The sequence below is a fragment of the Mesorhizobium sp. M1A.F.Ca.IN.022.06.1.1 genome, from assembly GCF_003952605.1.
In the GTDB taxonomy this organism is placed as follows: Bacteria; Pseudomonadota; Alphaproteobacteria; order Rhizobiales; family Rhizobiaceae; genus Mesorhizobium.
On sequence record NZ_CP034455.1, the window covers coordinates 759,772 to 782,587 of the forward strand.

The following is a 22,816-nucleotide window of genomic DNA, read 5'->3' on the forward strand; positions in this document are numbered from 1 at the left end:
CTTTTCGTTCGATCGGTGATCAGGCGCCGTAGTCGGCGTCGCTGACATGTTCCAGCCAGTCCACGACCTTGCCGTCCTTGACCTCCTGGAGGGCAATGTGGGTCATGGCCGTCTCGGGCGACGCGCCGTGCCAATGCTTCTCGCCGGGCGCGAACCAGACGACGTCGCCGGGGCGGATCTCCTCGAGCGGCCCGCCCTCGCGCTGCACGCGGCCACGGCCGGAGACAACGATCAGCGTCTGCCCCAGTGGATGCGTATGCCAGGCGGTGCGGGCGCCGGGCTCGAAGGTGACCTGCGCGCCCTGCACCCGCGCGGCATCGAAGGGATTGAAGAGCGGATCGATCCGGACCGTGCCGGTGAACCAGTCGGACGGCCCCTTGCCGGACGGCCTCGTGCCAGCGCGAAGAATGTCCATGGTGATCTCCTTTGCGTTCTCACATGCGTTCGATGCGCAGCGGGAACTCGCCGGGTATGTGCAGGGCCTCTTCGCCCCCGTCGAAGCGGCCGAGCCTGATCAGCCCGGGATGGCGGTAGTCGGCGTAGAACATCGCCAGATTGCCCCAGGACACGAAGTAGCAGAGGTCATAGGGCTGCTCGTTGCCGAACGGGCCGCTGCCCTCTTCGGTCAGCTTGCGCGGCAGATAGGCGATCTTCTCGTTACGCGCGTAGTCGTCGATCGTGAGATCGAGCGGCAGCATGGAAAAGAAATCGCGTGCCGAAGGATTGTCGTAGAGCGTGGCCGTCATGGTTCGGCCATCGAATGTCATTCTGATCTTCATGTCGGCGGGTTCCTGGCTGGCCGGGCCCCTGCCCTGCTGGCTGCGGGCGCGCCGCGGCAGGAGCGTTGATGCGAGCGCGGCGCCGAGCAATGCGCGGCGACTGAGCTTGGGATGGCCGGTCGTCATGGCACGGCTCTCCCGCCCATGCGCGATGCGGCGAACGCGGCGAGCGCCGATCCGCAAAGCAGCGCCGCGCCGAAGGCAAAGGCTCCCCACCAGCCGACCGTGTCGAAAAGCGTGCCGCCGATCGCGGCGCCGCCGGTAATGGCAAGCTGGATGACGGCCACCTGCAACCCGCCGCCGGCCTCCGCGTCTTCAGGCAGCGTGCGGCTGAGCCAGGTGCCCCAGCCGACGGGCGCGGCCGTGCCGAAGAAACCCCAGACGAAAAGCAGCAGGGCCGTGGGAAGGGGTATTGCGCCGAGGGCGATGAGCGCGAGCGCAAGCACGGCCATGACCAGCGGAATGACGATCAGGATGCTGAACAGACGCGCGCGCAGCAGCCGGCCGATGCACAAGGTGCCGCCGACGCCCGCGAGCCCCATGACCAGCAGGATCGCCGAAAGCGTCGCGACGTCGACCTGGGTGACCCTTTCGAGGAAGGGACGCAGATAGGTGAAGAGCGCGAACTGACCCATGAACAGCATCATGACCGATGCCATGCCGACGGCGACCGGAGGACGGCCGAGAAGAGCCAGGCTGTTGCCCAGCCCCTTCCGCCGGCGCGGCGGGAGCGGCGGCAGGCTGAGCCACTGCCAGACGAGCGCCAGGAACCCGAGCGGCACGACCAGGAAGAACGCGCCGCGCCAACCGACATAGGCCCCAAGCAGGCTGCCCAGCGGCGCGGCAATGGTGGCCGCGACGGCGTTGCCGGCGTTCAGCATGGCGAGGCCCTTAGGGACCTGCTCCTCGGGGACGAGGCGCATGACGATCGCGGTCGACATCGACCAGAAGCCGCCGATCGCCAGGCCGAGCAGCGCGCGGCCGGCCATCAGGAACGCGTAGTTGGGGGCGAAGGTGACGGCAAGCCCGGACGCGATGAGAAGCACAGTGAAGCCGGTGACGACCAGCCTGCGATCGGTGCGGCGCGTCAGGCCGGCGACTAGCAGGCTGGTCACGACAGCGAAAATGCCCGAAATCGAGATCGCCTGGCCCGCCCGACCCTCGGTGATACCGAGATCGGTCGCGATCGGCGACAGCAGGCTGACCGGCATGAACTCCGAGGCGATGAGCACCGAAACGCAAAGCGCCATCGAGAGCACCGCCCCCCGCATGGCGCGGTCTTCGACAAGCCTTATGTCGTAAGTGATTTCCATTCGGGGGCATCCTTGCAAACGGGGCGCCGGAATCGGCCACGGCCGCCGCGACCTGCCCGGAAGATATTGCAGTGCAACCAATTCGATTAGAGCAGATAATCCGTATGGACTTATCGACCTGTGATATAAATCGACCAGGAGGTTCTCCATGCAGCGCGGCGACATGAAAGATTTGCTGTGGTTCCTGGCTGTCGCACGGGAGCGCAGCTTCACCAGGGCGGCGGCGGAACTCGGCACGTCACAGTCGACGCTCAGCCACACCATCAAGCAGCTGGAAGCTCGCCTCGGCGTTCGCCTGCTTACGCGCACGACGCGAAGCGTGGCGCCGACGGAAGCCGGCGAGCGGCTCTACCAGTCGCTCGCCCCACGCTTCGAGGAGATCGAGGCAGATCTCGCGGGTCTGGTCGCCTTCCGAGACAAGCCCGCTGGCACGGTACGCATCACGCTGTCCGACCATGCGCTGCAGACGACGGTCTGGCCGAAGCTCGAGCCGATGCTCTGCGACTATCCCGACTTGCGCGTCGAGCTCTACAGCGACAACGGCATGCGCAACATCGTGGAGGAGCGCTTCGACGCCGGCGTGCGGCTTGGCGAGAGCGTCGACCGGGACATGATCGCGGTGCGGATCGGCCCCGACTGGCGGCTGGTGGCCATCGCCTCGCCGGATTATTTCTCCCGCCGCCCAGTCCCGAGGACACCGCAGGATCTGGTCGGGCATGACTGCATCGGCCTGCGGCAGGCGACGTTTGGCGGGCTCTATGCCTGGGAGTTCGAGAAGAAGGGCCGCGAGCTTCGGGTCCGGGTCGATGGCCAGCTGACCTTTAACTCGACCCTGCCGATGATCGATGCGGCGCTAAGCGGCTACGGCATCGCTTATGTCCCGGAAAACCTCGTCAGCCGCCACATCGCGGACGGGCGGCTGACGCTCGTGCTCGATGATTGGAGCCTGCCCTTTCCGGGCTATCACCTCTATTATCCGAGCCGGCGGCAGCTTTCTCCGGCGATGGCAGTCGTCGTCGAGGCGCTTCGGCATCGGAGTTGAGCCTGGGGCCGGGGGCGGCACGAGCGCCCAGCGCCTGGACGCCCATTGCAGGCTCAACTCGGCAATGCCCGACAAAAGATGCTTGACTCGCCCTGCCCCTTCCGGACAATTGCGTTGTCAGACATCTTACATACGAGAGGGAGGTTTCGTGAGGAGATTGATCGCTTGTTTCGCGCTGGCTGCCGGCGCGCTCGCATTCGTGTCGGCAGCGCGAGCGGGAGAAACCCTGGATCGCGTCACATCCAAGAAGGCCATGGTGGTCGCGACCAACAGCGGCTGGCCGCCGCAGAGCTTTCTCGACGAAAGCAACCAGTTGGTGGGGTTTGATATCGACGTCTCGAAAGAGATCGCCAAGCGTCTGGGCGTGGAGGTCAGCTTCGAGACGCCCGACTGGGCCACAATGACTGGCGGCCACTGGCAGGGCCGCTACGACCTCGGCGTCGGCTCGGTGACGCCGACCAAGGCCCGGGCCAAGGTGATCGATTTCGCCGGCATTTATTATTACAGCCCTTATGTTTATGTGGTCCACAAGGACAGCAAGGCGAAGTCCGTGAACGACCTGAACGGCAAGGTGATCGGTGTCGAAACCGCCACGACTTCGGAAGATTTCATCCGCCGTCAGCTGGAGATCGACGCTCCGGGCCTTCCGCCAGTCGAATATAAGCTGCAACCGGGCGAGATCCGGACCTTTGCCGATTCCATGCTGCCATTCGACGATTTGAGACTTGGGGACGGCGTGCGGCTCGACGCAGTCATCGCGCCCGAGCAGACCGCCCAGAACGCCATCAAGAACGGGTATCCGCTGCGCATCCTCGAGGGCGACTACGCCTTCCGCGAGCCGCTGGTGGTGATCGCGGACAAGGGTGACGCCGAGTGGACCACCAAGATCGGCGGCATCATCGACCAGATGAAAAAAGACGGCACACTCGCCACGCTGACCACCAAATGGTACGGCAAGAACTACAGCGCCGAATGACGTTCGTCGCGGGCGGCTTTGAAGGCCGCCCGCTCTCATGCGATTCATCATGACCTATCCCGACACTTATTATCGCCGCACGCTTGCCGACGAGAAGGTCAGACCACCTTTGGCCGGTCTGGCCGAATGCGACACGGTCATTGTCGGCGGCGGACTGGCCGGTCTGACGACGGCGCTGCAGCTGGCCCGCGCCGGGCGCGAAGTCGTCCTGCTCGAAGCCGAGCGCGTCGGCTTCGGCGCCTCGGGCCGCAACGGCGGCTTCGTCAGCCCCGGCTTCGCCACCGGCAGCGACAATATCGCCGCGATGGCCGGCACCGCGGCGGCACAGAAGCTGCACCGAGTGTCGATCGAAGGCGTCGAATTCGTGCGGCAGACGATCAAGGATCTCGACATCAAGGCGGCAAAGCCTCGCCCCGGAATTATCGGCGTGCTTCGCCATGACGGCGGCGCCGAACTGAAGGGCCACGCCGAACGGCTGGCGCGGGATTTCGACTATCCGCTCGAATATCTCGAGCGTGACCAGGTGCGCGCGGTGCTGCAGTCCGAGCGCTACTATCAGGGCCTGCGCGACCCCAACGCCTTCCACATGCATCCGCTCAACTATCTGCGCTCCGTCGCCGACGAGATCGAGAGGCTGGGCGGCAGGATCCACGAGGCGACGAGCGCCGTCGAGGCGAGACTCGACGGCCCGCAAAAGACCATGCGCACAGCAAACGGCGAAGTACGCGCGCGGCAGGCGGTGTTCGCCACCGGCGGCTACACAGGACGGCTGCTCGGCCAGTTGAGGCGGGCCATGTTGCCGATTGCGACCTATGTGATGCTGACCGAGGAGGCCCCGGAACTCATCGCCAGCGCCATCGCGACGACCGACGGCATAGGCGATAGCCGCCGCGCCGGCGACTACTACCGCGTCGTGGAAGACGGGCGGCGGCTGCTCTGGGGTGGACGCATCACCACGCGGGCCGCTTCGCCGGCAGCGCTGGCCAGGGAATTGCGCCGGGAGATGGTCGGAACCTATCCTCAGCTCGCTGCGCTCAAGACCGAACTCGCCTGGTCGGGGCTGATGGCCTACGCCCGGCACCTGATGCCCCAGATCGGACAGCTGCAGCCAGGCGTCTGGTATCTCACGGCGTTTGGCGGCCATGGCATCAACACCACCGCCATGGCCGGCAAGGTGGTGGCCGAGGCGATACTCGGCCAGTCGGACCGTTACCGGCTGTTCGAACGGTTCGGACTGACCTGGGCGGGCGGGCCGGTCGGGCTTGCCGCGGCGCAACTCACCTATTGGAAGCTACAGGCGCAGGATTGGTGGCGCGAACGCCCCCGCTGACCACAGGGAGATCGACAGGTGATCGGCAGACTGCTGCTCAATTATCCGGACGCCGCGCGTCGCATCGGCATGTGCCTGGCGCTCGCCGCGTTCGCTGCAGGCCTCTACGGGCTTGGCATCAAAGCCGACTGGATCGGCAAGCTGGTTCCGAGCTCCCTCGAATGGCTTGCCGCCAATCCCGCGGCAGCGCGGGGCGTTTCGGCGGTGCTGATCGCGCTGATCGCGGCGGCCAACTGGAAAGCCCTGCAGCAACTCGGGCGCAAACAGCAGATCGTGGCGGTGTGGATCGAGCTGTTCGTGTTGCTGATGCTGTTCTTCTATTCCTTCGACCTGTCGTTCTCTTTCATTGGCAGGAAGATCGGCTTCCTCGTCTCGCAGGGCGTGGTGACGACGCTCTACATCTCCGCCATTTCGATCGCCATCGCCACGGTCATCGCCTTCATCGGCGCCATAGCCAAGCTCTCCAAGAACGGCGTCATCTATGGCCTGGCAACGTTCTACACCTCGCTGTTCCGCGGGCTGCCGTTGCTGATGCAGATCTACATCATCTATCTCGGCCTGCCGCAGGTCGGCTACGTGATCGGGGCCGTGCCCGCCGGCATCATGGCGCTGTCGCTTTGCTACGGCGCCTACATGACCGAAATTTTCCGCGCCGGCATCGAAAGCATTCCGCGCGGCCAGACCGAGGGCGCCACCGCGCTTGGCCTCAGCCCCAACCAGACGATGTTCCTGGTGATCCTGCCGCAAGCGATGCGCGTCATCGTTCCCCCGACCGGCAACCAGTTCATCGCGATGCTGAAGGATTCCTCGCTGATTTCGGTGGTCGGCGTATGGGAGATCATGTATCTGGCGCGCACGCAGGGCCAGACCGAGTTCCGGCACATCGAGATGCTGATCACCGCCTCGATGATCTACTGGCTGCTGTCGATCGGGCTCGAATTCCTGCAGTCCCGCATCGAGGAACGGTTCGGGCGCTCGCTGAAGCGCTGAACTTCAGTGCGGCATTCCCTCCTGGGGGAAGCCGCCGAGATGGCAGCAGGTCAGCGCGGCGCGATCGCGGCCGCTTTCGAGACATTGCAACAGCGGCTTTTTGGCCAGCCAGGCGTGGAGAAAGCCGGCAATGAAACTGTCGCCGGCGCCGGTCGTGTCGACGACCTCGACCGGACGGATGCCGGTCTCGGCGCGCTCGCGGGCCGTCACCGCCATCGATCCCTCGGCACCGCGCATGACGACGGCGCAGCCTGCGCCGCGCGACAGAAGGTCCACCGCCATCGCCGCCGCGGCACCATAGGGTTCGCCGGTCGAGCAGAAGGCTATGCTCAGGCCCTCGACGCCGAGATTGGCCGGATCGGCGTTGACCGAAATGTCCTGTGAGACGCTGACGCCTGCCCGCGACAGGCGCCTGCGCAAGGCGCCGCCGTCATCCAGCCAGCCGATATGGACGTGATCCATCGCCTCCATGATGGCAAGTTCGGCCTCGTGCGGCGCGTATCCGGCGCAGGCGCCGAAATCCTCGGCGGCGATCAGCCGCTCACCTGACGGCAACACTTTGATGTCGGTCCAGGCGGTGTTGCGGTCGCCGACTCGCAGGTGGTCGACCACGACCCGATTGGCTTCGAGCTCGGCGCGGGTGCGCTCGCCTTCGGCGTCGCGGCCGACGGCGCCGAAATAGAAGCTCCTATTGCCAAGCCGGGCGAGCTGGACGGCGACGTTGAGCGCGTTGCCGCCGACCAGCGAGCGCCCAATCGGCAAGCCGAGGCGGTCAGTGCAATTGTCGCCGACGGCGGCAAATCGAAATTGAGCCGTCATATCCCCTCTGCTACGCCATGAAGCGCTGCCGCTAAAGGCACGCGCTCAATAGGCTACGCGTTTGTAGTAGCGGCGCGTCGTCAGCGGGTGGTTGCGGATTACCTCGAGATGAGCACTGACGCGTTCGAGGGCGGTGGCCAGCACGACCGGCGAAACCAGCGCGCGCACGTCCGCAGAAATGCCGGGCAGTTCGAAGGCGGCCGTGTCGAGCACCGTCGTCTTGTCCGTGTAGTTAGCTGCGAAATTCTCGACCCGCTCGGCCAGCGGCCGGGCGCTGTCGTCGCCCTTGAAGAGAACAACGCTCACGTCTTTTTCCACCAGCTCCAGCGTGCCGTGGAAAAAATCGGAGGCATGCACCGGACGGGTCCGGATCCATTGCATCTCTTCCAGGATGCACATGCCGTAATACCAAGCCTGCGGCCAGACGTTCCCGGCGCCGGTTATGATGTGATAGTCGGAGGCGGCCAGTTTTTGGGCGAAGTCGGCGGCTTGCTTTTCATAGCTCCGCTTCACCTCCAGCAGCAATCGCGGCAACTGCGCCAGCTCGGCGAAAATCCGTTCGGATTCGGCCAGCTCGCCGCGATGCTTCAGCACCGAAAGCGCGATGAACAGCGACTGGAGGTAGAAGGACTCGCAGGAGGTGTCGTCCTCAGCGAAGTTGACGAAGACGTGGTCCCCGCCCCTGCCGAGCGGCGTCTCCTCATGCCCAACCAGCGCGATCACCGTCGCTCCGATCTCCTTGATCCTAGCCAGCAGCGCCACGCTTTCCTTGGTGGTGCCCGAGAGCGAAGGCAGCACGACGATCGATTTCTCGGTCAGGTGCACGGATTGGGCAAGCTGCAGCTCGGCAGTGATATCGACGAAGGCGGGAAAGCCGGACCGGCGCTGCAGCAATTGTGCGGCCGGATGCATCAGAATCGCCGCGCCCCCGGTGCCGAGGAAGAAGATGTTTTGAGCCCCGGCGGCGAGACATTGCGCAACGGCGGTTTCGATGCGCTCCCGCAAAGCCACCGCCCCCGATTGAATGCGTACAAACCGGGCTTCGTCGAAATTGAGCATCGTTCCCTCGATCGCTTCTGTTGTAAGACAACTGACATCTCAATGAGCGCATTTCAAGAGAAATTTTGCGGACCGGCTTCGGTCCATTTGCGTATGCAGCAAAGTCAGGCGCCACGACATGCCCCGCTTGACCTAGCCGCGATTGTCCGACAACAAAAGGAGAGTTGGCACAATGGGGATAAAGGACTTGGACGAGCCGCTTCGCGATGCGCGCACACTGGCGGTCCAGCTCCGCGACCGCCTTGCCGACCTGATCAGAAGCGAGGGGCTCAAGCCCGGCGACCGGCTGCCGACCGAGTCGCAGTTGACGCAGCGCTTCCGCATCTCGCGCCCTGCCCTGCGCGAAGCGCTGAAACTTCTCGAACAGGACGGCGCCATTTCCGTCACCCACGGCCTCGGCCGCTTTGTCACGGCGAACTCTGCCGTGCAGGTCGACCGGCCGATCACCATGTTCGAAAGCGTGACCGACATGTCGCGCCATTATGGCTACGACACCATCAACAAGGTTCTGTCGATCGCCGAGGAAACGCCCGATCCGGTGATCCAGCAGCAATTGCGGCTGGCCGACGGAGAGCGCGTCATAAGGCTTGAACGGCTGCGGCTGCACAACGACGTGCCCCTGATCTACTCGCTGGATTACGTGCCGCGCGGCCTTTTGCCCGGCCGCCTTTTCGACATCGAATGGAGTGGTTCGCTGCTCGCGCTGTTGGAGAAAAACCGCCATCAGCCGCGTATGTCGGCCGCCTCGGTTTCAGCCGTGACGCTGCCGGACGAAATCGTGCAACGCAACGACCTGCGCGATTTTGGGCCGGCGCTGCTCATTACGGAAACCTGTTTCGATGCGACCGGGACACCGGTCGTCTATGCCGCTGTCTATCATCGCGGCAGCCATTTCGCCTTCAGCTTCGCAAGGCGGTGACGCCCAACGCCGGCGATTCGGGCCGGCGACGGCGGTGTTCGCCGGGACGCTGCCGCACAGCCTTCGAACAGATCCTCTGGTGCCGGCAGTTGCACGCTGCGTGGCGGTTAGCCCGGCAGCGTGTTGGCGCGCAGATGCTTGTCGGCCCCGGTGGATCACCTCCCCACCGGATCTCGACAACGCGTAGAGCTGTTCGCGGTGGCCCGGCAACGAGAAGCTCACGGAATCCCGGTCGGCGGGGCGCATTTGGCCTGCAGCAAACCTGAGCCCCCGACGAGCCGCCTATCCCGGATCCTAAATAGATTGCGCTCAGTCTCTAAATGGCATATAGATTTCGTACGCAATCTAAATATGGAGGCCGATCATGCGCGTGAGCCGCATTCAGGCTGAGAAGAATCGGCAGACCGTGATCGACGTGGCCAGCCGCCTTTTTCGGGAACATGGGTTCGACGGCATCGGCCTCAAGGATCTGATGAAGGGTGCCGGGCTGACCCAAGGCGCCTTCTACAAGCAGTTCGCGTCGAAGGAGGACTTGGTCGCACAGGCTTCCAGACGGGCGGTGGAGAGTACGGCTGCCCGATGGGCGACGGCGACCGCAGCCACTCCCAGCGATCCGCTTGGGGCGGTGATGGCATTTTACCTCAGCATGGGCCATCGCGAGCAAAGGATGGACGGCTGCCCGGTCGCGGCGCTCGGCTCGGATGCCGCGAGACAGGGGGCCGACGTGAAAGGGTCGTTCGAAGCCGGCATCAAGCAGTATCTCGAAATCATCGGCCGGTTGATCGCCGCGACCGATGGCGAAGAGCCCAACAGCAAGGCCATGGCCATTCTTTCGACGATGGTCGGCGCGCTAACGTTGTCGCGCGTCGTCAACGACCCCGACCTCGCTCAGGCCTTTCTGGATGCGGCCACCGAACAGGTTCGCGACGCAGTCACGGCTTGAACGGCGCGGGACTGACGACCGGGATTGATAGGAGAATAGATGCGACGGATCGTTGTAACGGGCATGGGCGCGGTCACGCCGCTTGCGGCGGATGTCGAGACGTCCTGGTCGCGTCTCCTGGCCGGCCGCTCTGGTATCCGCAGGCTTGCGGACGAGGTGGTGGAAGATTTGCCGGCGAAGATCGGCGGCGTGGTTCCCTCCCTGGAAGAAGATCCCGAAGCCGGCCTCGATCCGAACGCTTTCCTGACTCCGAAGGATCAGCGTAAGGTCGACCGCTTCATCCTGTTCGCGCTGGCCGCAGCAGAAGAGGCGCTTGCCCAGGCGAGATGGAAACCGGCCTTGGAAAAGGATCGGGTTCGCACAGCGACGATCATCGCTTCAGGTGTCGGAGGTTTTCCCGCCATCACCGAGGCTGTCCGGACCGTCGACCAGCGCGGCGTTCGGCGCCTTTCGCCGTTCACGGTGCCATCTTTCCTGGTGAACCTCGCGGCTGGCCACGTCTCGATCCGCTACGGCTTCAAAGGCCACATCGGCGCACCGGTAACCGCATGCGCCGCCGGCATCCAGGCGATCGGCGATGCGGCTCGCATTATCCGCGCCAATGAGGCCGATGTCGCTTTGTGCGGCGGCACCGAGGCATGCATGAACACCGTCAGCTTGGGCGGCTTCGCAGCGGCACGCTCGCTTTCGACCTCCTTCAATCACCGTCCCGATCAGGCCTCTCGTCCGTTCGACCTGTCGCGGGACGGGTTCGTCATGGGCGAAGGCGCCGGCATCCTGGTCATCGAGGAATTGAGCCATGCGCTGGCTCGCGGCGCGAAACCGCTCGCCGAGGTCGTCGGCTACGGCACCACGGCGGATGCCCATCATGTCACTTCCGGCCCCGAGGACGGCGATGGCGCGCGACGCGCCATGGAGATCGCGATTGCCCAGGCCGGCATCTCGCCACGCGAGATCCGCCACCTCAATGCGCATGCGACCTCCACGCCGGTGGGCGATCTGGGAGAAATCGAAGCGATCAAAAGGGTGTTCGGCGCGGATTTCTCGATCGCCGTCAGCGGGACCAAGTCGGCGACCGGACACCTGCTCGGCGCCGCCGGCGGGCTCGGCGCGATCTTCACGATATTGGCGCTCAGGGACCAGGTGGCGCCGCCAACCCTCAATCTGGGCGCGCCCGATCCGGCCGGCGACGGGATTGACTTCGTCGCGAACCAAGCCCGGCCAATGGAAATGGACTACGCGATCTCCAATGGTTTTGGCTTCGGAGGTGTGAACGCCAGCGCGCTGTTCCGGCGCTGGGACGGGCACGGCGCGAACGGTCGAGCCGCTCCTGGCTGACGCATTTGCTTCCGCCTTCCGATTTCCCCATTCCAGCCGCAAGAAAGTGATCTCATGACCAAGACCAATCCTGGCGTCGCCCTCGTCACAGGGGCATCCTCGGGCATCGGGCGCGCAACAGCCGCAGCCCTCCGGAACGCGGGCTTTCGCGTGTTCGGAACCAGCCGTCGCGCGATCTCCGAACAGTCCGACGGCGTTACCATGCTGACCGGCGACGTGACCGACGACGCGTCCGTATCGAAGCTGGTCGAAGAGGTGCTGGCCGAAACCGGACGCATAGACCTGCTCGTCAACAATGCCGGCATCGGCCTGCTCGGCGGCGCGGAGGAATCCTCGACTGCGCAGGCTCAGGCGCTGTTTGATGTCAATGTCTTTGGTGTCATCCGGATGACCAACGCGGTGCTGCCGACAATGCGACGCCAACGGAGCGGCAGAATCGTGAATTTGAGTTCCGTGCTGGGCCTGATTCCGGCTCCCTATTCCGCTCTCTATGCGTCGACCAAGCATGCGATCGAAGGCTATTCAGAATCGCTGGACCATGAACTGCGCTCGTTCGGAATTCGCGTGGTGCTGGTCGAGCCCGCCTACACCCGCACGTCGTTTGAAGAAAATCTCGCAAGGCCCGATCAGTTGCTGGACATCTATGGCACCGCGCGCGCCGGCATGGATGTGGTTCTGCGGAAAGCCATCGAGACAGGCGATGCGCCCGAGATCGTGGCCAAGACGGTCTTGCAAGCGGCGACCGCCTCCGTTCCGCGGAGGCGCTATGCTGCCGGAAAAATGGCTCGCCAGATCAGCTTGCTGCGCCGTTTCGTTCCCGAATCCGCCTTCGACAAGAGCCTGCGAAAGCAAAACGGCCTGCCGGCCTGATATCCAAGTCGCCGACAGGGTCCTTCGAGGCTCTCTGACACAGGAGTTGGGCAGCCGCAGCCGCCCACCCCTTAGGCGGCGCTGCCGGTTCGGCGCGACGGGAGTTGCCCGGGATCACAGGCGGCATTTGCAGCGGCAGAGGTGTCGAAATGCCTCGGCTCGAAGGCCAGCGCATCGTGCATGGGAAGCGCTGCCGAGAAGAGGAAGCCCTGCCCGATCATGCAATCGAGCGAGCGCAGGATCAGGCGATCGGCGTCCGTCTCGACCCCCTCCGCCATGACCTCTATGCCAAGCGTTCGTCCGAGATCGATGACGGCCTTGACCAGCGCCTGATCTTCCACGGATTTGGCCAGATCGCGAACGAAGTCCTTGTCGATCTTGATCTTGCGGATCCGACTGTCCTTCAGCGAAACCAGGGTCGAAAAGCCGGTGCCGAAATCGTCCAGCACGATCGATATGCCCGCGTCCGCCAGGCGTTCCAGCTTTTCGTCGACCCGGGCGCGATCCACGGGCGCCTCTTCGGTAATCTCTATCTCGAGCATGGCCGCGGGGACATTCCTCGTCTTCAGGATGTCCAGCATCATATCGTCGACATTGCCTGCCTCGAGTTCACGCGGCGACAGATTCATCGCAACGCGCACATCCTGGCGCCCTTTCCTCGCCAGTTCCTCGATCATGGAGCAGCAATTGAGAAAGACCTTCTCCGTCAGCAAGGAAAGCAGACCGGTTTCGCGTGCCGCTGTCACGATCTCCGGCGGGGGAATGGCGCCGTGAACCGGATGCTGCCACCGCAGCAGCGCTTCGAAGCCGGCGACCGCTTGCGCGTCCAGCCGCACGATGGGCTGGAACCATGAGCAAAGCGTGCCTCTCTCGATGGCTGCGCGCAGGTCGCGCTCGATGCAGTGCTTGCGTTCGAGCCCCTGATCGAGCTCGGCATCGAAGAGGCAGTATTCGTTCCTGCCGCTGCGCTTGGCCGCGTAAAGCGCGAAGTCGGCGCGCAGCAGCATCTCCGTCAGTCGCGGTGTCTCCGATACGTATATACCGATCGAGGCGCCGACACGCACCGATTTCAATGCCGGATCCGGATTGGCGATGGCCGCGATGATCAAGGACGCAAGCTCGTCTATCGAGTGCTGCGAGCTTGCGGCGGGAAAGAGCAGCACGAACTCGTCGCCGCCGATGCGCGCGATCGTTGCCCCCGGCGGCGCGTGGTTCTCTATCCTGCGCGCGACCCGGACCAGCAGGTCGTCGCCGATATTGTGACCATAGGTGTCGTTGACGGATTTGAAGCCGTCGAGATCGATCAGCATGGTCACGAACGGACCGTCGGAAAAACCCATCTCGCCGATTGCGTGCTCGAGCCCGTGCCTGTTGAGCAAGTTCGTCAGCGGATCGCACCTGGAGTTTCGTTCCATCCGGGCTGCGAACGCCCTCGCCTCGTATTTGAGGCGGCTCGTCTCCTTGAAGCGGGTCTGCCCGAGCAGCGAGCTTCTGATCATGCCTCCAAGAAAAAGCAGGACCGTGAGGCCGAGGACGTAGTTCTCGATATTGCCTTTCGCCAACACGCATCCTGCGGCGATCAGAAGCGGCAATGTCAAGAAGTTGATCGAAGCCGGCGCGTATGACGCACCATAGGTGACCGAACCGGCCGACAGGCCGGCGAGCACGATCAGATAGAGCGGCGCCTGGGGAGTGGTGTATCCATCCGACAGCACGGCCAGAAAAGACCAGGCGATGCCCGATGCCAGGGCTAACAGCCCGTAAACGGAAAGTCGCGCATCGACCGGCCTCGACCGGCCATCGGGCCCATTAAAGGCAATTTCCGGCTGGGTGAGGGCCAGTCCTATGCGGGCGCCGTTGATGATGGTGACCGCCACAAACCACAGCGCCGCCGCCGGGCCACCGCCCGAGAGCATCTGCACGGCCAGGATCAGGGCCGAGAGAACGGTGCCGATGGGCATCGAGATGAAAAGGCCCTTCTTCAGGTCAGCGAACTGATCCCGCAGAATTCCCGCTTCCACGGCTTCGCTTTGCCCCTGAAGGGCTGAACCTGGGCCGGGCTGGTCGGAATTTCTCATGCCTAGGGGCTAAACGAGCGGAATGAAAATCGCGTTAAGGATTTCAGCGACTTACGCCGCAGTCATGGATAGGCGAGCGCGACGGTCCGGCCCGCCTCCCCATCGGGGTCGAGGCTGTCCACAACTCCAGCCGAACGGACTGTTCCCCACGCTGCCTCTGCGCTTCGATCCACCCCGGTGTGGCGGGAGTTTGCGAAAATCTTTGGGTACGTTTGGAAACCGATCTGACGAAACTCCATCAAATCATTCGTCGGCCGCTACGGTCACCAAAGGATGGGTGTCGATGTCGTGACAGGCCTCGAACTTTGCCCATCGACTGGCGCAAAGCAGGCCAGGCGATCGTTGATTTGCCCAAACCAGCGTCGGGAGTCAGTCTGGCTCGGTCGGACTCCAATCGAATAGCGCAGGGAGAAAGAAGATGGCTCAAGACCACTCTAAATCGAACGGACCGGATCTGGCCCAAGGCATTGCGCTAGCCGACCTTGCCGATGGCGCAAAGCTGGTCGGTCAATGTGGCGATGAACAGGTGCTGTTGGTGCGCCGCGGGACAGAGGTCTTCGCAATCGGAGCGGCGTGCACGCATTATGGCGGGCCGCTGGTCGACGGTCTTGTCGTGGAGGATACCGTTCGATGTCCGTGGCACCACGCCTGCTTCGATTTGCGCACCGGCGAAGCCGTGCGTGCGCCTGCGTTCAGTCCACTCGCCTGCTGGTCGGTGGAACAGCGCGGCGATCGCATATTCGTGGGCGAGAAGCGCAAGCGAGCGGCTCAAACGCCCGGCAGCGGAGGCGCTGGCCAGTTTGCCGGCAGAATCGTGATCGTCGGAGGCGGCGCGGCCGGTTTCGCAGCCGCCGAAAGACTACGGCGCGAAGGCCATCAGGGCAGCATCGTCATGCTCAGCGACGACGAGGCGCCGCCCGTCGATCGCCCCAACCTTTCCAAGGACTACCTCGCCGGCAAGGCGCCGTCGGATTGGGTTCCGCTGCGCGGGGAAAGCTTCTATGCCAAGAACGGCATTGATCTGCGCCTCAAGACCAGCGTCGCCGACATCGATGTCCGGTCCGGCGAGGTCGTGCACGCAGACGGGAACCGAACTGCCTACGACCGTTTGCTGCTTGCTACGGGAGCCGAACCGGTCCGCCTCACGATCCCGGGCGCCGATCAGCCACAGGTCCATACGCTGCGCTCGCTCTCCGACTGCAGCACGATTATCGAGGAAGCCGAGACGGCCCGCAGCGCCATCGTGCTGGGCGCCAGTTTCATCGGCCTCGAGGTTGCCGCGTCCCTGCGTGCGCGGAACATCGAAATTCATGTCGTCGCGCCCGACGAACGGCCGATGGAGCGGGTCCTCGGGCCGCAGATGGGCGACTTCATCCGCAGCCTCCACGAGCAAAATGGCGTCGTCTTTCATCTCAAGGACACCGCGACCGCCATCGACGGCACGAACGTGCAACTGAGCAGCGGCCTTACGCTGACCGCGGATCTCATCGTCGCTGGCATCGGCGTGCGGCCGCGGCTCGGGCTTGCCGAAAAGGCTGGGCTCAGGCTCGACCGCGGCATCATGGTGGACGCCTTTCTGGAGACGAGCGCGCCGGGCATTTTCGCGGCAGGCGACATTGCGCGATGGCCCGATGCCCACTCCGGCGAAAACATCAGGGTCGAGCACTGGGTGGTCGCAGAAAGGCAGGGACAGACGGCAGCTCTGAACATGCTCGGACAGCGCGAGAAATACACTGCCGTGCCGTTCTTCTGGAGCCAGCATTATGACGTCCCGATCAACTACGTTGGACATGCGGAGCGATGGGACGAGATCGCGGTGGAAGGCGACATCGCCGCCAAAGATTGCCTCCTGCGTTTCAAGCGCAAGGGACGCACACTGGCGGTCGCCTCGATTTTTCGCGACATCGAAAGCCTGAAGGCCGAATTGGAGATGGAACGCCAGAGCGCTACCTGATGAAGCATGCAGAGGCCGCTTAGAGCAGCGCACGCACGGAGGCGGCCGGCGTCGGTCTGCAATGCGCTCAAATCCGACATCCGACCGGAACGGCCGACCGCTGCAAATGTGATGCAGTTGAGGACCAAAGGCCGTTTTGCCGTTTCAGACGGCCTGGCGAAGGCTGATTTGCCGCCATGCGATCGGCGGTACCAATCGCCTACGAAAAGCAACAACGCGATGAAACCTTTCAGGGCTTCTTTCCGTTCGGTCGGAGGAGGATCCAACAATGACCGAACCCGGCGAAAGCAGTTCCCATAACCGGATCGACGACAAGCAGCTCGTCATTTTGCTGAAACAGAAAACAGGCATTTCGGACGCGCAAGCCAGGAGGCTGATAAAAGCGGTTGGACGCGATCGTCCTGCGCTGTTGCGGGAAGCCAGAATCATCAGGGCGAGGCACTCGGGCGTCTAGTTCACGCCGCCGCTTGAGCCGGTCGATGGACCTTTCCGAAAAACGGCCATCCCCTCAGCGTGCGACCAGCCGAGAAACCTTGAGCCGCGGCGCGAAGAAGCAGCGCAAATAGGGCTGATTGGTTATCACGTAGTTGTTTTCGCAGATATGATATTGGCCATCCGGTGATTCCTGAACCCGGTCTCGCGGGATGTTGAAACCGTCGGGCAAATAGGTATAGCCGCCGTCGGCTCTGGACCGCACCGAAGACTGAGGGATGGCGCGGCAATCTTGACTGCCGCAGCACTTGAATCTCGTTACCGGGTCAATCTTGTCTTCGTACCAATCATGCGCATTGGCGCCTGTTGCGGCGGCAATGCACATGGCTGTGAAGATGACCCTTCGCATGGCATTCCTCGTGTGCGGAGGCGCTGCTCATTCGGGCGTCATGTATATTAGCGTTGCGCCGAAAATGCCATTGCATCGCGAAGGCCCGGCACGGCAGCCGTCTGCCTCGCCCGCTCACACCAGCCATCGTTTTGGATGGTCTCGCCGGTCATGAACGCGTTCTGCATAAGATACAGACAGGCGGGCGCGCGATGTCGGAGGGCGTGGCGAAGCGCTTTTAGTCGTTGGTTGCTGCGTCTCGTTGCCCCAGAATCGCTTGTGCCTCCTGGCGGCATGCACAAGAATCGGCGGCTTGCGCAGACCTGCCGATTGCGAGATGGTGGGCGATGATCGCCGGTAGGTATCTGGATCACAAATTGGAATGCCCGTATTGCGGTGTGATCCGGTTGCAGATCCCCATCGATGCTCAACCCATTACCCAAATCCATTGTGCCGAATGCGGCAAATATCTGGGTACGTGGGACGAACTCCAGACCGACTTCGAGCGCCAGGGCGGCACCGAGGGGGTGTTCCGTCTGGACAAAGGGCGTATCCAGAAGCTCGCTTCCAGCCAATAACGAACCGCCGGTGGCAGCCAAGCCCGGAATTGGCGGGAACTAATTTCTGACTTGAACGTTGCGCCGCCATAGGGGACTTCCCATGGCGCTCACATCTGACAGTCAGTCACAGGAAGCTGTTGTTCAACGGCTTGTCCGGGAGATCGGCATTACCGAAGCGCAGGCGTTGGAACTTGTTTCTTTCCTAGGCTTGAATTGGGGTTCGCTCGTTCGCGAGGCGAAGGCACTGTCGTTCAGGAAGTAGCCTGTTGACGAGCCAGATCCGGTTTTCTTGCACGCGTGCCAAGGCACGCGCTGGAAAGTGCGCAAAGATACATTAGCGATCGCTTGACGAATCCGCCGACCGCACCAGTCTTGCGTCTATGGCAAGAGGCATCAAGGTCGGAGACGAGGTCGCCATCACCGCAACGGTTCGCCGGCGGGTGACGGAGGACCGCGTCAGCGTGTCGATTCCCTCCTATGAGCAGCCGCATTCGATCATCGACCGCACGTCGACCGTGAAGAGAGGCCAGCCGATCGAGCTCGTCGGAGATGTAACGCGCGTCAATGGGGACCGGGTGACCGTGAAGCTCGGCGTACCGGTTACAGTGGACATCGACAAGGTCAGGCTGGTGACCACCAGCAAGCCTCCCGCGCGAAAGCCACCGGTGGTTCAGCGGCCGGCGTAAGGAAGACTGTGCCTGCCGGCAGTTCCGGACGGAAACCCGAGTCACGCTTTCTAGAATTGCGCCGGCAAAAACCCGCCCGGGGAGGAGCGCGGGCGGGTTTTCGCAAGAGCGGCCACATGACTCGCTCACGGATGGCGGCCCTCATTTCGGAGCAAAGGTTCGCCCCGCCGCTGCGTACCGAACAGCAAGACCCGCGGAAGGTTCCCATCGAGCCGAACGCTCCCGCACGCGCCCTCATCTTGACGGCCAAAAACCGCAAACCCATATCGCAGCCAGGCCAGGATCGTTGAAGGTTCCGGCCCGTCTCAGAACTCAAATTGTTCGTTCGACTTGGAGGATCTTATGAACGATCGGATGTTTGACAGCCCTGTTTTCGTGAAGAGCGGGAACAGCCTCATCCAGGAAATCGCGTGCCTCGATGACGCCCTGGAATTTCTCTACGAATGGCCCAAGAACAGACGCGGCACCATCTACGAGACCGCCCTGCGTGCCTGTCAGCGAGCATTCGACAGCGACTATCCGCTAACGGCGGCCAGAGACGCGTTCTGCGGCTTCGCAAAGTCGGTCAAAATCCACGAGGACGTGAGTGTCACTTTGCCTTGGATGACCGGCAAGGGCCCAGGCAGCGGCGTGACTGCGTAGCCGCAAAAAGGAGGCAGTCACGATGCTTGCAAAACCGTTCGAAAAGCCGATCCGCGTCTGGGTCGGACTGGGATTTCCGCGTCAGCTGAACACTGTCGTAGATGCCTATCAGTTCGTCGCCGACTGGTGTGGCAACAGCCCTGAGCAGAAGGCGGCGATGCGTGCCTGCAAGGCCGCCTTGGCCGGCGAAATCGACGCAGAAACGGCGAGAGGCGTCTTCGTTGCCTTTGCCCGCCGGAAGGACATCCTCATCGAGGAGGGAGCAGTTCCGCTCCCAACTGGAAAGGCAGCCCAGCCGAAGCACGCTTGATGGGACCGAGGCGGCGGCCAACGCCGCCTCGTTTCACCTGTAGGACGCGAACTAGCGCTTGGCGCTGTCGCTGTCGGCATCGGCCCGGGCGAGGAATGTCTCGGTGACCTGCGGAAGATTGGCCTTCAGCCACTCCGCCATCGCTTCTTCTTCGCGCAGGTTCTGCTCACAGACCCGAGCAATCTCGGCTTCACCCACGGCTTCAGCGGCAGCCATGAGGATCGTATAGGAAGCGATCTCCATATGCTCGAAGGTGTAGCTGGCCAGAGAGCCTTTCATCACCTCGTCGCCGGCGAACACGCCGCTGATCGACTGCGCCATTGCGGTCAGTTTTCCGCCTGCGTCCTTCAGTGTTGACGAACCTTCTTCCAGGCCATCCAGGCAAGACTTCAATCGTCTCGCCTGCTCCTTGGTCTCGGCGAGGTGAGCGCGGATGCGTTCGCTGAGTTCCGGATAGCTCTCGAGCCGGCCCAGCTGGCCGGACAGCATCGTCTCGGCTTGCTCTTCCATTGCGTGAGCATCCCTCAGCCACTGGATCAGCCATTCGCGTGATTCAGACATAGTTTGTTCCTCCTGTTTGGGTGCGCCCGAACCACAAGGACTGCGGATTGTTCCGTGGCGAGAGTGACGGGAGTGGGCATGACGAGCAGCAGGCCCGCGGCTCCTCGAAAAGCGTCGCTGACAGGACGGAAGCCACGTCCGCATACCAAACTCCCAGAGGCTGGAACATTCCCAAAGGGAGGCGGTTTTGTTCCTATCCAGGAGGAACAACCATGGCAGACGACACGACCAAGCGCGATTTCCGCGACCGCGGCCGCGTGTCAGGCGATGAGCAATATGAGGTCGCCCACTTCGCGAGGAAATTCCAGCTGACAATCCCCGAGGCTCGCGACCTCATCAAAAAGCACGGAAACGATCGTGCGACGCTGGAGCGCGAAGCAAGGGCGGTGGCGAGCCGCTGACGGGCGTTCGCACTTGTGCGGAGATACTGCGAAGGAGACTTGACATGGCTAACAACCTATCCCGCGAGGAGGAGCAGCGTGGCACCAGCAGGGTCTTCATGTGGGGCACCGTCGCCGCGGCCGCAATCTTTGTGGCCCTTCTGGCGCTATTTTGGTTCGGCTCGTGATTGCCGTCGGCCACAAGGCCAAAGACCTTGCGGCGTACCACAGCCCTGCTCGACCGGTCGGGGCTGCGTCCTTAATTTGGGATTTCGAAATGAGGCAACCGACGGCATGGGCGGGGGGCGATGGGGAGCCGTCGGTTACCAGGAACAGGGGCCATCGAATCAAAATATGCATAGGCCCTTATATGATCATGCCAGCAATTTGCGTTCTTGGAAACTGGTTCCGCCCGAAAATTCAATCGCCTATGCCTAAGAACGCAGATTCGAGATGATCTTCACGGGCCTCGCCCGCTACGCCGCATTTCGCTGAGCCGCCCTGAACGGATGGTCCATGGTAAACGCATCCGGCCGGATACTCCGCTCTACCTGCACCCAAGTAACGGGATGCGCGATGGGGAAGCCGGCGCGGGCCCGCGGCGAAAAAGCGCCGGCGGCCGTGTTGCCGCGTCCGTTGCGCAGATAATCGATGAAGATGCGGCCCTTGCGGGCCACCGGCGCTGCCGACAGCAAGTAGCGGTCGGGTTCTGCGTCGGCGAGGACCTGGGCAATCGACCTGGCGAGCTGCCGCGCGCCGTCGTGGGTCATCTTCGCCGCCAGCGGCGCCATCAAGTGAATGCCCTTGCCGCCCGTGACCTTCGGCCAGCTTTCCAGACCTGACGCTGCCATGATGTCGCGCAGCGCCAGCGCGGTCTCAGTCACTTGCGCCCATTCCACGCCCTCACCCGGGTCGAGATCCAGCACGATCCGGTCGGCATGCTCTATATCATCCACCGTGGCATTCCACGGGTGGAGCTCGACCGCATCCATTTCGACCAGCCCGAGCAAGCCGTCGAGGTCGTCGACCCAGACCCGAGTGCCCTCCCCACCTTCTCGCTTCTCGACGCGCAGCTGGTGCACCGCTGCCGGGATCTCGGGCAGCGGTCCCTTGTGGTAGAAAGTTGCCCCGAAGGCATGACGGACGAGCTTCAGTGGGCGACGGCCGAGGTGCACCAGCGCCTGATCGGCGACCAGACTCCAATAGCGAACGAGCTCATCCTTGGAAGGCGAGACCGCATCGGGCAGCAGCTGCAAGATATTCTCACGCGGCACGCCGTGATCTCGGTCCGCTCTTCGTTTCGACGGCGCCGGCGGCTTTGGCGGGACCGTCACCAGGTCCTCGCGGAGCCCCTTGAACACGGCTTCGCGCAAGATCCCGCGATCGGTAACGCCGCTGAACTGCACCTCGGCCAGGACTTCGGGTCTCACCCAGGTCGCCTTTGGCTTCACAATGGGCTCCGACAAAGGCGATTTGCCGATGATCAGCGGATCGAGCCGCTCGCGAACGCGTCGCGCCACTTCAAGCGTATAACCGCTCTGAGCCTTGCCTGCATAAAGCAGCCGGTCGCCCTCGCGCCTGCCGATATAGAGCGATGCGATCCGGCGCGGCTCAGCACCAAGCTTCTCGACGAACGCGACGATCGGAAAGGTGTCGCTCTTGATGCATTTGACCTTGACCCAGCTCGTCTGCACGCCGGAACGGTAGGGCGCGTCCGCGCGCTTCGACACGATCCCCTCCAGGCCCATCCGGCAGGCATGATCGAACATCTCCCTGCCGCTCACCTCCAGATGCTCGGCATAGGTCAGCGTCGGCGCGCTGTCCTTCAGCAGCGTTTCGAGCGCTGCCTTGCGCTCGACCAGCGGCTGCTGTCGCAGATCGCGACCGTCGAGGTGCAGCAGGTCGAAGGCATAGAAGATCAATCTCGAAGAGTTTGCGTTGCCCAACTCGCGCTCCAGCGCCTGGTAGTCAGGCAAGCCGGTGTCGCCGAGAACGACAGCCTCGCCATCAATGATCGCAGATTTCACCGGCAAGCCCGCCGCCGCCTGGACAATCCTCCTGTAGCGATGCGACCAGTCATAGCCGCGGCGCGTGAAGGCTCGCGCTGTTGCGCCTTCCACGATGAGCTGGGTTCGGTAACCGTCGTACTTGATCTCGTGCAGCCATTCGCCGCCTTCGGGAGCTTTCTCGACCAAGGTGGGCGATTGGAACTCGATGAAGGAAAGCCGGTCTTTGCCGCTGGTCATGCACGCGCGACTCCAGGAACCGCGACTCAAGCCGGAGCAGTCCCATCAGTTCCTTCCATTTTAGTAAAATCGTATGTTTGTCCGACTTGGCCAAGCGTGGCCTCGCAAAGGCAACGCGTTGCCCTCCGACCCGCATAGTGCTCCGATTATCTGAGTAGATGTTTTATTAGTTGAGTGCGGAACAATCCTTAGCCGGCGACG

Annotated in this window: 25 protein-coding genes; 16 read left to right on the forward strand and 9 right to left on the reverse strand. The window is 63.2% G+C overall.

The annotated features are described in order from the left end of the window. Positions 1-19: 19 nt before the first annotated feature. The 3 genes from EJ078_RS03840 to EJ078_RS03850 are packed head-to-tail and all read right to left on the reverse strand — an operon-like array spanning position 20 to position 2,092. Positions 20-415 (reverse strand): cupin domain-containing protein, encoded by a 396-nt coding sequence (locus EJ078_RS03840; protein WP_127215226.1) that lies wholly within the window; start codon positions 413-415, stop codon positions 20-22. Between the two features lie 19 nt (positions 416-434). Beyond that, the gene (locus EJ078_RS03845) at positions 435-905 is read right to left on the reverse strand and encodes a cyclophilin-like fold protein (protein ID WP_127215227.1); all 471 of its coding nucleotides are present in this window, start codon (positions 903-905) and stop codon (positions 435-437) included. Then, the gene (locus EJ078_RS03850) at positions 902-2,092 is read right to left on the reverse strand and encodes an MFS transporter (protein WP_127215228.1); all 1,191 of its coding nucleotides are present in this window, start codon (positions 2,090-2,092) and stop codon (positions 902-904) included. Before EJ078_RS03850 ends, EJ078_RS03845 begins: the two co-directional genes overlap by 4 nt. A 148-nt stretch (positions 2,093-2,240) precedes the next feature. Here EJ078_RS03850 and EJ078_RS03855 point away from each other — a divergent pair, with 148 nt between their 5' ends. The 4 genes from EJ078_RS03855 (at position 2,241) to EJ078_RS03870 (ending at position 6,430) form a co-directional block, all read left to right on the forward strand. Next, positions 2,241-3,134, forward strand: coding sequence for a LysR family transcriptional regulator (locus EJ078_RS03855; protein WP_127215229.1), 894 nt, complete (start codon positions 2,241-2,243; stop codon positions 3,132-3,134). 148 nt (positions 3,135-3,282) lie between these two features. Beyond that, positions 3,283-4,110: a transporter substrate-binding domain-containing protein gene (locus tag EJ078_RS03860; RefSeq protein WP_245457011.1), complete on the forward strand. Its 828-nt coding sequence runs from the start codon at positions 3,283-3,285 to the stop codon at positions 4,108-4,110. Between the two features lie 49 nt (positions 4,111-4,159). Continuing rightward, positions 4,160-5,440 (forward strand): FAD-binding oxidoreductase, encoded by a 1,281-nt coding sequence (locus EJ078_RS03865; protein ID WP_127215230.1) that lies wholly within the window; start codon positions 4,160-4,162, stop codon positions 5,438-5,440. A gap of 18 nt (positions 5,441-5,458) precedes the next feature. Then, positions 5,459-6,430 carry an amino acid ABC transporter permease gene (locus EJ078_RS03870; RefSeq protein ID WP_095801486.1) on the forward strand — a complete coding sequence of 324 codons (972 nt, stop codon included), beginning with the start codon at positions 5,459-5,461 and terminating at the stop codon, positions 6,428-6,430. Positions 6,431-6,433: 3 nt separating this feature from the next. Here EJ078_RS03870 and EJ078_RS03875 read toward each other — a convergent pair whose 3' ends face one another. Both EJ078_RS03875 and EJ078_RS03880 read right to left on the reverse strand, forming a co-directional pair. Further along, positions 6,434-7,249 (reverse strand): PfkB family carbohydrate kinase, encoded by an 816-nt coding sequence (locus EJ078_RS03875; protein WP_127215231.1) that lies wholly within the window; start codon positions 7,247-7,249, stop codon positions 6,434-6,436. Positions 7,250-7,294: 45 nt separating this feature from the next. Then, the gene (locus EJ078_RS03880) at positions 7,295-8,308 is read right to left on the reverse strand and encodes an SIS domain-containing protein (RefSeq protein WP_127215232.1); all 1,014 of its coding nucleotides are present in this window, start codon (positions 8,306-8,308) and stop codon (positions 7,295-7,297) included. A 187-nt stretch (positions 8,309-8,495) separates the two neighbouring features. Here EJ078_RS03880 and EJ078_RS03885 point away from each other — a divergent pair, with 187 nt between their 5' ends. From EJ078_RS03885 to EJ078_RS03900, 4 genes are all read left to right on the forward strand, one after another. Next, complete coding sequence (locus EJ078_RS03885) at positions 8,496-9,227, forward strand: GntR family transcriptional regulator (RefSeq protein WP_067322033.1); 732 nt, start codon at positions 8,496-8,498, stop codon at positions 9,225-9,227. Positions 9,228-9,591: 364 nt separating this feature from the next. Further along, entirely contained in the window at positions 9,592-10,170 is a 579-nt protein-coding gene (locus EJ078_RS03890) for a TetR/AcrR family transcriptional regulator (protein ID WP_127216761.1), read from the forward strand. Positions 10,171-10,209: 39 nt separating this feature from the next. After that, positions 10,210-11,508, forward strand: coding sequence for a beta-ketoacyl-ACP synthase II (fabF, locus tag EJ078_RS03895; RefSeq protein ID WP_127403267.1), 1,299 nt, complete (start codon positions 10,210-10,212; stop codon positions 11,506-11,508). Positions 11,509-11,562: 54 nt separating this feature from the next. Beyond that, on the forward strand, positions 11,563-12,378 hold the full coding sequence (locus EJ078_RS03900) for an oxidoreductase (RefSeq protein WP_127216762.1): 816 nt from the start codon (positions 11,563-11,565) through the stop codon (positions 12,376-12,378). 71 nt (positions 12,379-12,449) lie between these two features. Here EJ078_RS03900 and EJ078_RS03905 read toward each other — a convergent pair whose 3' ends face one another. After that, entirely contained in the window at positions 12,450-14,399 is a 1,950-nt protein-coding gene (locus EJ078_RS03905) for a GGDEF domain-containing phosphodiesterase (RefSeq protein WP_245457179.1), read from the reverse strand. A 475-nt stretch (positions 14,400-14,874) separates the two neighbouring features. Between EJ078_RS03905 and EJ078_RS03910 the strand changes: the two genes are divergently transcribed. Together EJ078_RS03910 and EJ078_RS03915 are read left to right on the forward strand one after the other, a co-directional pair. Further along, positions 14,875-16,410: an FAD-dependent oxidoreductase gene (locus tag EJ078_RS03910; protein ID WP_127403266.1), complete on the forward strand. Its 1,536-nt coding sequence runs from the start codon at positions 14,875-14,877 to the stop codon at positions 16,408-16,410. Positions 16,411-16,678: 268 nt separating this feature from the next. After that, on the forward strand, positions 16,679-16,864 hold the full coding sequence (locus tag EJ078_RS03915; protein WP_066992988.1) for a hypothetical protein: 186 nt from the start codon (positions 16,679-16,681) through the stop codon (positions 16,862-16,864). Positions 16,865-16,918: 54 nt separating this feature from the next. On the opposite strand, the gene EJ078_RS03920 is transcribed toward EJ078_RS03915, so the two are convergent. Further along, positions 16,919-17,251 carry a hypothetical protein gene (locus EJ078_RS03920; protein WP_127215351.1) on the reverse strand — a complete coding sequence of 111 codons (333 nt, stop codon included), beginning with the start codon at positions 17,249-17,251 and terminating at the stop codon, positions 16,919-16,921. A gap of 326 nt (positions 17,252-17,577) precedes the next feature. Between EJ078_RS03920 and EJ078_RS03925 the strand changes: the two genes are divergently transcribed. The 4 genes from EJ078_RS03925 (at position 17,578) to EJ078_RS03940 (ending at position 19,428) form a co-directional block, all read left to right on the forward strand. Beyond that, on the forward strand, positions 17,578-17,808 hold the full coding sequence (locus EJ078_RS03925) for a hypothetical protein (RefSeq protein ID WP_067321889.1): 231 nt from the start codon (positions 17,578-17,580) through the stop codon (positions 17,806-17,808). A gap of 362 nt (positions 17,809-18,170) precedes the next feature. Next, positions 18,171-18,476, forward strand: a complete 306-nt coding sequence (locus tag EJ078_RS03930; RefSeq protein WP_066992982.1) for a hypothetical protein — start codon at positions 18,171-18,173, stop codon at positions 18,474-18,476. A 342-nt stretch (positions 18,477-18,818) separates the two neighbouring features. Next, complete coding sequence (locus tag EJ078_RS03935; RefSeq protein WP_067321894.1) at positions 18,819-19,118, forward strand: DUF982 domain-containing protein; 300 nt, start codon at positions 18,819-18,821, stop codon at positions 19,116-19,118. A gap of 22 nt (positions 19,119-19,140) precedes the next feature. Next, positions 19,141-19,428, forward strand: coding sequence for a DUF982 domain-containing protein (locus EJ078_RS03940; RefSeq protein WP_067321896.1), 288 nt, complete (start codon positions 19,141-19,143; stop codon positions 19,426-19,428). Between the two features lie 51 nt (positions 19,429-19,479). On the opposite strand, the gene EJ078_RS03945 is transcribed toward EJ078_RS03940, so the two are convergent. After that, complete coding sequence (locus EJ078_RS03945; protein WP_095801496.1) at positions 19,480-19,989, reverse strand: DUF892 family protein; 510 nt, start codon at positions 19,987-19,989, stop codon at positions 19,480-19,482. Between the two features lie 212 nt (positions 19,990-20,201). Here EJ078_RS03945 and EJ078_RS03950 point away from each other — a divergent pair, with 212 nt between their 5' ends. Together EJ078_RS03950 and EJ078_RS30640 are read left to right on the forward strand one after the other, a co-directional pair. After that, positions 20,202-20,390: a DUF3606 domain-containing protein gene (locus EJ078_RS03950; protein WP_127215350.1), complete on the forward strand. Its 189-nt coding sequence runs from the start codon at positions 20,202-20,204 to the stop codon at positions 20,388-20,390. 44 nt (positions 20,391-20,434) lie between these two features. Further along, positions 20,435-20,557 (forward strand): hypothetical protein, encoded by a 123-nt coding sequence (locus tag EJ078_RS30640; protein ID WP_259979811.1) that lies wholly within the window; start codon positions 20,435-20,437, stop codon positions 20,555-20,557. A 288-nt stretch (positions 20,558-20,845) separates the two neighbouring features. Here the strand turns inward: EJ078_RS30640 and ligD are convergent, their stop codons facing one another. Further along, positions 20,846-22,615: a DNA ligase D gene (gene ligD / locus EJ078_RS03955; protein WP_127215349.1), complete on the reverse strand. Its 1,770-nt coding sequence runs from the start codon at positions 22,613-22,615 to the stop codon at positions 20,846-20,848. Positions 22,616-22,816: the final 201 nt, after the last annotated feature.